This window comes from Leuconostoc sp. DB-1 (assembly GCF_013414845.1).
GTDB classification, from domain to species: Bacteria; Bacillota; Bacilli; order Lactobacillales; family Lactobacillaceae; genus Leuconostoc; species Leuconostoc mesenteroides.
On record NZ_JABFNJ010000001.1, the window covers coordinates 1,650,191 to 1,664,405 of the forward strand.

10 protein-coding genes and 1 pseudogene are annotated in these 14,215 nt (G+C 38.6%); all 11 read right to left on the bottom strand.

The annotated features are described in order from the left end of the window. Window positions 1-3: 3 nt before the first annotated feature. The 11 genes and pseudogenes from HFP47_RS08130 to alr all read right to left on the bottom strand — a co-directional run bounded on the left by HFP47_RS08130 (window position 4) and on the right by alr (window position 14,180). Complete coding sequence (locus HFP47_RS08130; RefSeq protein ID WP_042250243.1) at window positions 4-1,029, bottom strand: ABC transporter permease; 1,026 nt, start codon at window positions 1,027-1,029, stop codon at window positions 4-6. Window positions 1,030-1,040: 11 nt separating this feature from the next. Beyond that, complete coding sequence (locus HFP47_RS08135; protein WP_179876306.1) at window positions 1,041-1,958, bottom strand: ABC transporter permease; 918 nt, start codon at window positions 1,956-1,958, stop codon at window positions 1,041-1,043. Between the two features lie 83 nt (window positions 1,959-2,041). Continuing rightward, window positions 2,042-3,676 carry a peptide ABC transporter substrate-binding protein gene (locus HFP47_RS08140; RefSeq protein ID WP_025268539.1) on the bottom strand — a complete coding sequence of 545 codons (1,635 nt, stop codon included), beginning with the start codon at window positions 3,674-3,676 and terminating at the stop codon, window positions 2,042-2,044. A 353-nt stretch (window positions 3,677-4,029) separates the two neighbouring features. Then, on the bottom strand, window positions 4,030-4,689 hold the full coding sequence (locus HFP47_RS08145; RefSeq protein ID WP_011680478.1) for an amino acid ABC transporter permease: 660 nt from the start codon (window positions 4,687-4,689) through the stop codon (window positions 4,030-4,032). 10 nt (window positions 4,690-4,699) lie between these two features. Continuing rightward, window positions 4,700-5,341: an amino acid ABC transporter permease gene (locus tag HFP47_RS08150; RefSeq protein ID WP_010288921.1), complete on the bottom strand. Its 642-nt coding sequence runs from the start codon at window positions 5,339-5,341 to the stop codon at window positions 4,700-4,702. Then, on the bottom strand, window positions 5,341-6,207 hold the full coding sequence (locus HFP47_RS08155; RefSeq protein WP_011680479.1) for a transporter substrate-binding domain-containing protein: 867 nt from the start codon (window positions 6,205-6,207) through the stop codon (window positions 5,341-5,343). Before HFP47_RS08155 ends, HFP47_RS08150 begins: the two co-directional genes overlap by 1 nt. Window positions 6,208-6,298: 91 nt before the next feature. Next, on the bottom strand, window positions 6,299-7,036 hold the full coding sequence (locus HFP47_RS08160) for an amino acid ABC transporter ATP-binding protein (RefSeq protein WP_002815685.1): 738 nt from the start codon (window positions 7,034-7,036) through the stop codon (window positions 6,299-6,301). Window positions 7,037-7,219: 183 nt separating this feature from the next. Next, complete coding sequence (locus HFP47_RS08165) at window positions 7,220-10,783, bottom strand: ABC transporter ATP-binding protein (RefSeq protein WP_179876307.1); 3,564 nt, start codon at window positions 10,781-10,783, stop codon at window positions 7,220-7,222. A gap of 87 nt (window positions 10,784-10,870) precedes the next feature. After that, window positions 10,871-11,671 carry a YdcF family protein gene (locus HFP47_RS08170; protein WP_257229742.1) on the bottom strand — a complete coding sequence of 267 codons (801 nt, stop codon included), beginning with the start codon at window positions 11,669-11,671 and terminating at the stop codon, window positions 10,871-10,873. A 293-nt stretch (window positions 11,672-11,964) separates the two neighbouring features. Continuing rightward, window positions 11,965-13,058, bottom strand: a pseudogene (locus HFP47_RS08175) (aspartate-semialdehyde dehydrogenase). 9 nt (window positions 13,059-13,067) lie between these two features. Then, a complete protein-coding gene (gene alr, locus HFP47_RS08180; RefSeq protein WP_102753537.1) occupies window positions 13,068-14,180 on the bottom strand; it encodes an alanine racemase in 1,113 nt (370 codons plus the stop codon). Window positions 14,181-14,215: the final 35 nt, after the last annotated feature.

Here is a 14,215-nt window from a genome sequence, read left to right on the forward strand (position 1 = left end):
CTCTTAATCTTCACTCGCACGTGGGTCGAAAGCATCACGCAGTCCGTCACCCAATAGAATGAACGCCAACGAAATTAACACCAACATACCGGAAGGAATCAAAACTTGATAAGGATAGAATTGCAACATACTTTGTGCATCAGAAATCAGTGACCCCAATGATGCTGTTGGTGGTTTAACACCCAAGTTAATCGCTGATAATATTGCTTCAAACATAATGGCACTTGGCACTGTCATCATAATTTGAACAATAATTGTACCAGCCATATTTGGTATCAAATGTTTGATAGCAATTTTTGTTGAACTCTCACCCAATGATTTTGCGGCTAATATATAGTCACGTTCTTTCAAAGAAAGTGTCATATTACGAACTTGACGAGCCATGCTCAACCAACCCGTAATGGCAATCGCGATTATAATCGATGTAACACCATTACCAAGTAACAAACCAAACATTGTAACAACAATTAGGTTTGGAACAGATGAGAGAATTTCAATGATTCGTTGCATGACAACATCGACCCAACCGCCTTTCCATCCAGAAATGACGCCATAGGTCACACCAATAACTAAATCAATAACTGTTGCCGAGATTGCAACTAATAGAGAAATGCGCATACCGACAATAACACGTTTCCCTAGTGAACGGCCAATGTTATCAGTACCAAACAAATAGTTTCGCTTCACATTATTATCACTATATGAATCGGTTGCTTCTGTTGATCCTGGGGATTTTATTTTACCGTTCCAGCCAGGAATTGGTAGTCCAGACTTTGGTGGTAAATTTTTATATTTACCGACATTGTCAGAATCAAACGAGTTTGCGTCACTTTGCTTCACAAAAACATTCGATATAATGGCAAATCCAAGGATAAATACCAAAAACCACATTGATACAACCGCTAATTTATTTAATTTCAGACGACGCCAAGCATCCTGCCAAAATGACAGTGCTGGCTTGGAAATATGTTCGTTGGCATCAGAGCTTTGTGCGCCAACGATGACAAAATCTTCAGTATTTGCAGCCATCATGAGCCTCCTTATTGCAAACGAACACGTGGATCAACAATTGCCGTCAAAATGTCCGTAATCAGAATCATTACCATCAACATCACAGCATAAACAATTGTTGTACCCATGATAACTGGAAAATCTTTTGTAGGAATAGATGAGACGAATTGTTGCCCAATGCCTGGAATTGAGAAAATATTTTCGATCAGTGTTGATCCGGTTAACAAACCAGCAGCCATCGGTCCAACTAATGTCAAAACTGGAATCATTGAATTACGATAAGCATGTTTATTGACAATTTCTTTTTCACTAAGACCCTTAGCACGTGCCAACTGTACATAGTCTGATCCTAAAGCCTCAATCATTTCTGAACGGACAAAGCGCGTCACAACGGCGGCCGGTGTAACAGCTAATGCTAAGGTTGGCAAAACTGACTGAGAAAATGAATCCCCCCAACCAGACACTGGAAATAACGGCCACTTAAATCCAAATAAATATAGGAAAATAATTCCTAAAATAAAACTTGGAACCGAAATTCCTAGTGTTGATACCACACCTAATGTGCCATCAATTTTATTATTTTTATTTCGAGCTGATATTGCACCCATTAGCAGACCAGCAACAACACCGATAACCAGTGCTTGGGCACCCAGCTGGGCTGAGATTGGTAACCGTTGTCCGATTAACATGCTGACACTTTGATTTTGATATTGGAAGGATGTTCCAAAATCACCACGAAAGGCATTTACCAAATAATTCAGGTATTGTTGCCATAAAGGCAAATCCAATCCGTATGCTTTGTTTAATTGGGCAATCATTTGCGGCGTTAATTTAGGATTATTGAACGGTGTTCCTGGCATAACTTGCATCAGGAAAAACGTAGCAGTAATCACCAAGAATAACGTGAAAATCAGAAGCGCCAATCGCTTTAAAATATATTTCACCATAGTCTTGTCTTCCTAATAAATAAGAATTGACATACGTCAATTCTCATTTTGATTAAATGTAGTTTAATTCTATCATAAATTTCTTACTTACGGTAAGCGTATTTTAGATCGATATTTAGTCCTGTTGTGTTAATAATTACACCCTTAACATTTGGACGAGCCAATGAATAGCCTGAACGGAAGTAAAGTGGATTAAAGTTAGCTTGCTTATACAAAGCTGATTCAGCTTCCTTATAGTCCGCATCACGAGCAGAATCATTCAAAGCATTTGTAGTTTCTGCTCTATTAACTGCCTTTGTGTACGCAGCATTCTTGAACTGACCGTTGTTATATGAAGAACCATCTTTGAACAGATCATAGAAAGTTGAGCCTTCAGGGTAATCACCGCCCCAAAGTGAAACAACCGCATCAAAGTTTTGCGTTTCTGAATCAGATAAACGTTGCTTGAATGGCACAAACTTTTCTTCAACCTTCAAGCCTGGCAAAGCCTTTTGTAATGAGCCTTGCAAGTAATCCAAAGTAGTTTTTGCACTGGCGCTGTCAGCATCAGATGTAATTGTCAATGTCATGCTTGATTCACCGACTTCTTTCAAACCTTCAGCAAACAATTTAGCGGCTTCTTTAGTGTCATACTTGTAACCAGGAGCAACGTACTTTGCCAAATCTTCGCCAGAAGCCGTCTTAGCTAATCCTTGAGGTGCTAAACCAGTTGCTGCAGTTGATAAGCCAGAAGTTACTTGCTCTACCAATTCTTTACGGTTTGTTGCCAAGTTCAAAGCTTGACGAATTTTTGTATTTGCTAGGAACTTATTTTTACCAGTTTGATTATACTCAATATAGGCTGTTGTTGCTTCAGGAGCCTTTACCTTATCTTTATTGTTCTTGTTAGCAGCATATAATTCTGGTGTTGAAATTGACGCACGGTCAAGTTTACCTTGCTTATATAATTGAACAGCTGTCTCTGTCTTCTTAACAACGGAATAGTCAATTTCCTTTGTCTTAACGCTCTTTGCATCCCAATAATTATCGTTTTTAACAAGTTTGAAATTATTATTAGTTCCATTCCAACCTTCAAACTTATAAGGACCAGAATACAGTTGCTTAGCTGAAGTTGTACCATATTTTTTTCCTTGTTTTTCAACAAAGCTTTGCTTCTGTGGCATAAAGTTAGCAAAAGTCAGTAAATACTTAAACTGCGGAATTGGTCGTTCTAATTTAAATGTAATCACATTCCCTTTAGAAGTTACACCCAACTCGCTAACCTTTGTCTTGCCTGCAACAATATCATCCGCGTTCTTAACACCGGATGTCAAGTAAGCATATTGCGAAGCTGTTTTAGGGTTAACGATACGTTGCCATGAATAAACGAAATCCTTAGCAGTCAGTTTTGATCCATCTGACCACTTCAATCCACTGCGCAATGTAGCAGTATAAGTCAATCCATCTTTCGATACCTTAACTGACTTAGCTAATTCTGGAACAGCCTTACCCTTGGCATTAACACGGAGCAGGTTAGATCCGGTGTTACCAATAACTGTTCCTGAGTAAGTATCCGTATTTTTTGAAATATCTAAAGTTTGAATTTCTGTCGGAAAAGAAAACTTGAGTGTATCACTTGATGATCCGTTCGAACCACCCCAGAGACCGGCAGCACGCGTTCCAGCGCCAGCAACAACCACAACGGCTGCACCGATCGCCCATTTTTTCCATGTATCCATGAAGATATATCCTCCCGATATACTTAATATGTTGATGTTTTTTAGTTTACCATGTTAATTTCTCATTTGCAACTCATTTATATTAGATTTTAATATTTTGTTGCATTTCGTTAAAATGTCAGGAATACTAACAAAATTATACTATTAATAAGTTTTTTTGTGCTAAAAAACACCTCATTCGTCACAAAATTTTTAATCATTGCAACAGCAAAACTATAGCATGCTTAGAATAAAAATAAAAAAAGCATCGTTTTCTTACTTCACAAAAGAAATATATTAAACGCTTCACATTTCGTGTGAAACCCATTTCTTTTAAAGAAAACCATGCTTTTATTAAAAATTATAAGTTGTACTTAGGCTAAGCGACGATCAAACCACTTGGCAATTAACGATAGTCCATAATTCAACAAGAAGTATACTAACGTAATCGCAATCAGAACCGGAATGATATAAGTAGAGTTTTGTGCATAAATAATCTGACCACGATAAGTCATCTCGGCTAAGACAATACCCATAGCAAGACTTGTGTCCTTAACCAATGATATCAACTGTGAAATGATTGGTGGAATCATTTTCTTATATGCTTGGGGCAGAACAATGTAGATCATTGTCTGGATATTTGTTAGTCCATTAGCACGTGCACCTTCAAACTGTCCTTCATCAATTGATTCTAGTCCGCCACGCACAATTTCAGCGAGCATGGAAGATTCAAAAGTACTCATCGCAACAACAGTTGCCCAAAAGATAGGTAAATGAATGCCTAGCTTTGGTAAAGCAAAATAAACGAAGAAAATAATTAATAGTAACGGTAAATTACGAATAATATTATTAATTGTACCGACAAACTTAGAAAAATATGGGATACGTTCAAATTGAACAATTCCAATGATTGATCCAGCAATAAAACTTAGAATAACCGAGATAATTGATACACCAACTGTAATGCCTAATCCACCCAACAAATATTGGACGTTTTGCGGTGTAAAGGCGTCAAAAATTCCTAATGTAACCATATTGTCCTCCTTATGCTGCGTGCTTTAGTTTACGTTCGAGATTTTGCATGTAGTAGCTCAATGGCAGTGTAATTACCAAATAGAAAAGTGCCACAATGATATACGTGCTAAAAGTGTCAAACGTAGTAGCTGCAACCATATTTCCTTGATACATCAAATCCAATCCACCAACAAAGGCTAGAATTGATGAATTTTTAACCAAATTAATGAATTGGTTTCCAAGTGATGGTAGTGCTATTTTAAAGGCTTGGGGCAGTACAATGTACCGCATACTTTGATTAAACGATAATCCATTAGCACGCGCCCCTTCCATTTGTCCATTATCAACGGAAAGGATACCGGCACGAACAGTTTCAGCAATAAAAGCTGATGTATATAATGATAATGCGATGGTTCCAGCTGCAAACCCGTTCATTGGGATAACCTTAGCAACTACTAAGAAGAAGAAGAAGGTGATAATCAATAATGGAATGTTACGAAACACTTGCACATATACATTACCAATTTTTTGCGCCCATTTTTGTGGCAAAATTTGTAAAATAGCAAAGAACGTGCCCAAAATCATAGAAATGATTAGCGCAATAATACTTGATAGTAAAGTATATCCGAATCCTTGCAAGAACGTTGGGAAATTATTTTGTAATAACGTCATTATTTCGCCTCCAATTCATGCCAATCAAGTCCTGGTACATCGCTGAACCACTTCTTGATTAATTTATTATAAGTACCATTTTTCTTAATGGTTGCAAGCGCTTTGTTCGTCTCCCTAACCATTGGGCCTTGATTATTATCAAAAGCGATACCATAAGGTCCGTGGGTAAAAGTACCACCCACAATTTGATAATCGGGGTTTTCTGTAGCAAACCCATACAAAATCGCATTATCAGTTGACATTGCCTGACCTTGACCGGCCTTGAGGGCCTGCATACCTGTGGCATAATCTTGAACAGCTAGCAATTTGGCCTTTGGTGCAAATTTCTTTGTCTCTTCGGCAGCCGTAGTCCCAACAACAACGATAATTTTATACTTTGAATCATTCATATCTTTAATTGACTTAATGCCTGAGTCTTTTTTAACCAGAATTGATTGTCCGGCATCAAAATATTGATTCGTAAAGTCAATAATTTTTTCACGTTCAGGTGTGATTGTCATTGTTGATACCGTACCATCAATATTAGTATTCTTCAATAATTGTATTTTTGAAGATGAAGACACTGGCACAAATTCCGCAGACATTGGAACACCGGTTTGCTTTGATATCTGAACTGTTAACGCTTTAGCAATATCAACGTCGAACCCTTTAGAAACACCAGTCTTTGTGTCCATTAAACCAAATAATTTGGTGTCAGATTTCACACCCCAAATAATTCGCCCTAGTTTTTCAACACGTTGTAATGTATCTTGATGCTCTTCATTTTTCTTAGCAGCAGTAGTTGCCCACAATAAACCGAGGACAATAACAGCAGCTAAAACGATTGTGGCAATGATACCAAACTGTCTTTTTTTAGCTTTTTCCATAGTAACAGAGCGTTAATGGCTTTTATTTTCAAATATTTCATATCATAAGATACTGAAACTTCCAAAAACGCGTTTCCTCCAAATCTAAATTTTATTTGTGATCAACTTGGCTCAAGAACTGTTGAGCACGTGGTTCTCTAGGATTATTAAAGAATTCTTCGGTTGTACTATCTTCAAGAATTTCACCGTCAGCCATAAAGATAACACGATCAGCCACAGCCTTAGCAAAACTCATTTCATGGGTAACAACAAGCATTGTCATAGATGAGTCCTTAGCAATATCACGCATAACGTCCAACACATCCCCAACCATTTCAGGATCCAAAGCTGATGTTGGTTCATCGAACAACAAGGCTTTAGGTTGCATCGCTAGTGAACGAGCAATAGCTGCACGTTGCTTTTGACCACCTGATAATTCAGATGGCATATTAGCTGCCTTATCTGCCAAACCAACTTTATCCAACAAAGCCATTGCTGTAGACTTATTTTCGTCTTCACTACGCTTCAAAACTAGACGTGGTGCAAGCATCACGTTTTCCAATGTTGATTTATTATTGTACAAATTAAAGTGCTGAAAAACCATGCCAACGTTTTTACGGATACGATTGATATCGGTTTTAGGATCATGTAAATCAAATCCATTGACCAGAAGCTTACCTTCTTGTATTTCTTCTAGTCCATTAATTGCACGAATCAAAGTTGACTTTCCAGACCCTGAAGGACCGATAAGAACAACAGTCTCACCTTCATCAATTTTTAAATTAATGTTCTTCAAAGCATGAAACTTCCCATAATATTTCTCGACGTTTTTAAATTCAATCATTGACATGACTTAATTCTCCTTTTTCTGAGCGTGTACACCGCAGTGCACACGGTAGCAAAAACTAGCCTAACATAAAATCTAAAACTAGTCTCTTCTAATTACCATTTTACGCATACTTAGTCTGTTTAGTCAAAGCTGTATGTGAGGTTTTATAACAAGAAGTTATAGCCATTCACTGTGATATTTGACTTATACCGCTATCCCACTTTGTGCGCCTTGCAATCGATAAAGGTCATAATACCTTCCACGTGCTGCAAGCAGTTCATCATGGGTTCCACGTTCAACGACCTCTCCTTGATCCAGCACCAAAATTAAATTAGCATCTTTAATAGTAGAAAGTCTGTGGGCAATTGCGATCGTGGTTCGATCTTGACGCATTTTAACCAGTGAGTTCTGAATTTTTGCTTCTGTTTCCGTGTCCACGTTCGCAGTAGCTTCATCCAATATTAATATTTTAGGATTAGCTACAATTGTGCGTGCGAAACTGATCAGTTGTTTCTCACCAGCAGAAAAACTGCTTCCTCCTTCTTGTACTTTAGCTTGATACCCGCCGTCCAAATTTTCTATGAAATCGTCGGCACCCACAAATTCAGCTGCTAATTTAATTTGTTCATCCGTAAGACTGTCATTGTACATACGAATGTTAAACGCAATATCGCCATAGAACATGAATGGGTCCTGTAACACTAGTCCCATTTTGCTGCGTAATTTATCCATCGCAATATCACGAATATCCTGACCATCAATCAAAATTTCACCTGATTGAAAGTCATAAAAACGCATTAATGTATTAATGGTAGAACTTTTTCCAGAACCAGTATGTCCTACCAAGGCAACCGTATCACCCGGGTTTGCAGTAAATGTTAAATCTTTTAGGATTGGATGACGACCATCATAGCTAAAATTAACATGCTTAAATTCAATTTTTCCATCAGTGATGTCTCCCTTAGCATTCGGGTTTTGCGCCGGAGCATAAGTGTCGTTACCGAGGATGCCAAGGATGCGATATCCTGATACTAAACCTTCTTGGAAAGGACTGAATAAATTCATAATACTTTCCAAGGGGCCAAAAATATTGTTTAAATAAGTAGTAAATGCATAAATAGCACCTGCTGAAACAACTGTTTGTATGGAAAGTTCACCAAAATACCATAAAACTAAAACCGTCGCACCACCTAACAACATGTCAATCATAGGTTCTAATAACAGTGCGTCAGCCTTGATCATTTTAAAACGAGCATTAAAGTACTCACCATTAATTTTGCCGAATTCTTTTTTAAAGCGATCCTCTTGATAAAATTCTTGAATGATATCAATTCCGGTGACACTTTCAGCAATTTTAGCATTCAATGCCGACAAACGTTCGCGCATATGGCGAAATAGTCGTGATGAAAAGCGTTGATAAATGATAATACTAGCCACAATGAATGGTACAACAATCATCATAAGGAGGGTTGCATGCACATCAATTGTCCACATGCCAATATAGGCACCAATCATACTCATCACAGCAAAGGTAAGTTGCATAAAGAATCGCCAAAAATCTGTCAACGATGCCGTATCATTATTAACCCGTGTTACCAGTGAACCCGCAGGCATTTCATCGAAAAATTTCATACCCAATGTGTGTAACTTTTGAAATACGCGTAATCGCATATCTTCTAAAGCATATTCACCAGCCACAGTGAAATAGTAGGCATTCAAAGCATCTGTCACAGCTTGCAACACGCGAATAACTGCCGCAAAAACAGCAAAACTAATCGTAATTCTCAGCGGAACACTGCTTGTTTGATGCAAATAAGTCGTCATATAGTAAGCAATGACTCGTGGTGCAGCAGCTTGTAATAGCGCAAAAGCCGCGCCAATTACAAGTGCCACGATAAACATTGACCGAAACGGTTTTGCCATTTTAATCAACGTCCAAATAACATGCAGTTGTTCTCTAACAGGAATATTTTTTGCCCAAACAGAATTATTTTTTTCTGTCATCATCATCCCCTTTCCCTCTAAGTTTTGTTGAAACGTTGTTGCTAATTGTTGTTGCTCATACATTTGGGCATACCATCCTTGTTGCGCAATCAGTTCTTCATGTCGACCACGTTCAGCAATTTCACCGTGGTCAAAGACTACAATTTCATTAGCATTCATCACGGAACTAATTCTGTGAGCAACAATAATCGTTGTTTTTTCTTGCCGGGTAGTTTTTAAAGTATGCAATATTTGTTTTTCTGTCCGTGCGTCGACGGCTGACAAAGCATCATCTAAAATTAAAATTTCTGGATCGATAATTAAGGCACGAGCTATAGCCAATCGCTGCTTCTGACCGCCCGATAAACTTACACCATGTTCGCCAACTTGTGTATCGTATCCCTCCGGAAAGTTCAGGATATCTTCATGTAAGGCTGCCATTTTAGCAGCATTTTCCACTTCCTCTTGTGATTTATTGACATCAGCAAACCGGATATTATCTCTTACTGTTGTTGAAAACAAAAAATTTTCCTGCGCAACATAGCCAATCGCTCTGTGATACGCACTTAATTTATAATCTTTAATGTTTTTACCAGCAAAACTAATTTGACCAGTATAACCATCAAACTGGCGCAGCAACAGCTTGATTAAGGTTGTTTTACCAGCACCAACACGCCCAACAATACCGACAGTTTCGCCAGCACGAATATTCAATGAAATATCTTTCAAAACTTCCGATTGATCATCTGGATATTTAAACTGATCAATCCGAATAGCAACATCACCATGTGATATGCTATCATATCCCTGCTCATCTTCAACAATTGATGATTTTTCAGATAAAATTTCTTGGACACGCATATATGAAGCATTACCACGTTCCAATACGTTAAACAACTGCCCTAAACCAAACATCGGCCATACAAGTAACCCTAAATAAGTTGAAAATGAGACAAGCTGCCCGATTGAAATTGAATCATTCAATACCAACGACCCACCATAAGTAATCATCACAACATAACTAATTGTCATCACCAGCGTAGCCATTGGTCCAAACAAGGAGTCAATGGCGGCTACCTTTTTATTGATCTGAATCGTCTTTTGTATTTCCTCATCAAAAGCATCAACATCTTGTTTTTCTTGCCCCAATGTTTTAATAGCTTTAATTCCAGCTATCGATTCTTGAGACTTGTTTGATAATCGTGAAAAGGCTTCTTGAGATGATGTGAATGCACGTCGCATTTTAGGTGATAAATACCAAACCCCGGCCGCCAATAATGGTAAAGGTAAAACACCAATCAACGTCAAACGCCAATCAACCACAAGGGTCATTGAAATAACCGTAAAAATAATAATAACAATCGAATCAACTAGCATCAGTACGCCACCAGATGCCACCCTCTGCACTGCTGACAAATCGTTCGTCGCATGTGCCATTAAATCTCCCGTACGTCGACGCTGATAAAATGTAGTATCCATTTTCAAATAGTGATCAAACAATTGTTGCCGCAATGTTTTTTCTAATAGTGCCGAACCTTGGAAAATATGTGTAATCCACGTATAACGAAATATGTACATCAACACAGAAAAAAGCAAAATACCACCAGCATAGAAAAATAGCTGATGCATCGTCATTTGTCGGGATACTATCACATCAGTGAAACGACCGATTAACGCTGGGGACACCATTTGTGATACTTCTGTCAGAAACAAAAAAGTGAGCCCCAACATATATAGTCGTTTGTGCTCTTTAAAGAACCACATTAATTTGCCAAAAATAGTCATAAGATTCTCCCAGACTGTATAAATCTCCATAATTCATTAAATCTATCTAAATAATATACCATATTTAAAAAGATTTTTATATTTTATTCATATAAAATTAATTAAAATTACCATCGCACTGCTAACAAACCACAGAGTACCATATATAATGTGCTGTTTTGGATTTAAGTTCATCACGCCAGCAAATTCTCGCAAAAACGCTATACCACGGTACGGAAACTGCGTGTACCCTCCTCGACCTTGCGCATTAACTCCTTGTTTTTTCGCGAGTAAAACACCACGAAAAACATGATACTCGCTTGTATAAAATGTGAATGAACTGTTAGTTAATTTAGCACTATTCCTCAAATTTTCATATGTATTTCTAGAATGTTCTTCCAATATTGTCTTTTCACAGGGAACATTTAGTCTTTTTACAGCAAAGTCTCTCATAGCTTCTGCCTCAGAAACTAATTCATCTTTCCCTTGACCACCCGAAAAAATGATAGTTGGGTACTCTGACATTTTGGTTGCATCTTTAACAGCTGCCTGAATACGATTACCAACAATTCGACCAACATATTGTCCATCAACTAACCCACCGCCTAAGACAACAATCGGACCATGGATTGGTCGTTTAACCACCAATCCATACAAGATACTACTGCTAATAAACTGTAAAAATTGCCAAAGAACGTACAGTGACAACCATGGGATAACAACGAGAATGGGTTTTAAAGATATTGAAAACCCATCATTCAGAAGCCAAATGCCAATATCAGCAATAGCATACACAAGCAACACTAGTGGGAAAACTAACTGATGCAGGCTATGTTGCCATTTACGCCAACTTTGAAAACTGTGATAGGCTAGTGTAATCACCAAAAACAGACCCGCAATATTCCCCATTTAACGAACAGCTTAGCTTCATTAATTATATGAACAACTGATATACTTGGAAACTGAATCACCTGCAGACTAATAAATAAAAAAATCACAATAATCAATACATAAAATCCCAGTCGTAAACTTGCTGGGTTGATCCTGATTTGATGCCAAAGTAGCCAAGAAAAAATACTTATAGCTAAAGTTAAAATTGTTAGAATTGCTATCATAAAGCTATTGTAACACGTTGCTTTTACACACAGTTGTGCCACCGCTTTTTGAGATATAAAAAGAGCGCTGAACGCTCTTAAAAAAATTTATGCTGTGACAAACTTATTTGCTGCGTCTTCTGGGACTCTGACCAAGTCTAAGTCAACAAGACGTTCTGCAATTTGCACTGTATTCCAAGCAGCACCTTTAAGCAGGTTATCTGAGACAACCCACATATGGAAACTATCATCATTTTCCAAATCGGGACGCACACGGCCGACGAATGTTTCGCGTTTTCCTTCGGCATTAATTGGCTGTGGGTACAACTGTTCCTTTGGATTGTCTTCCAAAACAACACCTGGGGCTTCACTCAGAATCGCTTGAATATCAGCGGCTGTCGCTCCTGATCCGGCATCCGTTTCAAAATAAACAGTCTCGCCATGACCAATAGGAACAGGTACCCGGACCGCAGTTGCTGTCACTTTAACTGCTTTAGAATTTTTATCACCGAACATAATTTTTTTAGTCTCATGAATCATCTTCCATTCTTCATGAGTGTAACCGTCTTCTTCAAAACATCTATTTGTGGCAGTAAATTATAAGCTAGGGGATAATGATGCTTAGCACTTTTAACCGGCAAAATCTCAGCATGCATTTCTTTACCAGCATTGTGGGCATCAGTTTCTGAAACTAGCTCTTGCCATGCAGATTGTCCCGCACCAGAAGCAGCTTGATAAGTTGACACGATAACACGTGTCAAACCATATTTAGCTTTAATGGGCGCTAGAGCAACAACCATTTGAATCGTTGAACAGTTAGGGTTGGCAATAATTCCTTGGTGTTGTTTCAAATCTGCTTCATTAACTTCAGGAACAATTAACGGGACATCATCATTCATTCGCCATTGGCTTGAATTATCAACAACCACAGCGCCGCGTTTCACAGCTTCGGGTGCAAATCGTGCTGAAACTGAACCACCACCGCTAGCCAAAACTAAATCAACCCCATCAAAACTTCCTGGAGTTGCTTCCTCAACAACCACGTCTGTACCTTTAAATTGAAGTGTCTTACCTGCTGAACGTGACGAAGCAAGCAATTTTATATTCTTCACGGGAATCGTTGATTGCTCTAATTGTTCAATAAGTCGTGTGCCCACAGCACCTGTTGCGCCAAGAATGGCAACACTATATTCTCTAGTCATTATCTTCTCCTAATCTACTAAAATACGATGTATTCTATCTTGTAGTCCTGTTGTGATTTCCCAGGGCGCCAAACCTGCAAACTGTGCAACGTCCTCGATTGTATTCTCTAAGTCTCCATCTTGACCAATAAAGGTTACCGTTGTACCTTCTGGATATTCACGAGGCAAACGTATCATTAACTGATCCATTGCTACTTGCCCTACAATAGGGGCGTATTGACCGTCAATAATAACCTTAAACCCCATTAATTTGCGTAGCCAACCATCCCCATAACCAATAGGAACAGTGCCTATCCACTCGTTTTGAGTTGTCGTATATTTGTGTGAATAACTAATACCTTCACCAGCAGGTAAGCGTTTAACAAAATTTACCTCGCTCCGAAGGGCCATGACGGGTTTCAGGTTACGTCCATCTGCTAGTTCACCACGAGAGGGCTCAATCCCATAAAGCACCGTTCCTACGCGGACAACCTCATGGGGAACCTCTTCTGCGTGATACATTGCAGCACCCGAATTAGCAACATGATAATACTTTGGTTTTGGCAAGTCATCCGTCAATTGATGCCAACGTGTTAATTGCTTTTGGAAGTACCTGGTATCTGATGAATCAGATTCGGCAAAGTGCGTCGATAGTCCAACATATTCAAACTTATCAGCATGATCCAAAACAAACTGTATCGCTTTCGCTAAAGTTTCACGATTTCTAAACCCAATTCTACCCATGCCAGTATCGATACCTAGTGTAACAGGTAATCGCTGTTCACCAGTTAACTGATGTTCTGCTTTCTCCAGCCAGTCCAATGAAACAACAGTTGCCATGATATGCTGGACAGCCATTAGTTCAACATACTTTACCTGTGAAATACCTAAAATTAAAATTGGTGCGGTTATGCGCTCATGCCGCAGTGCAATAGCTTCATCAAGAACAGCTACACCTAAGCCATAAATACCTCCTGCCACAGCAGCTTGAGCCATAGGAATCAAACCAAATCCATAGGCATTTGACTTAACGGTCAAAAAGACTTTGTCTGCACCTGATACATTTTTAACGGTCGTTATATTATGTTCAACAGCGCTCTTGGAAACTTCAAGACGTGTTGGACGTGTTATTGCCTCTACCATATGTTAGCCCATTCACAGATATCTATGAATGCATA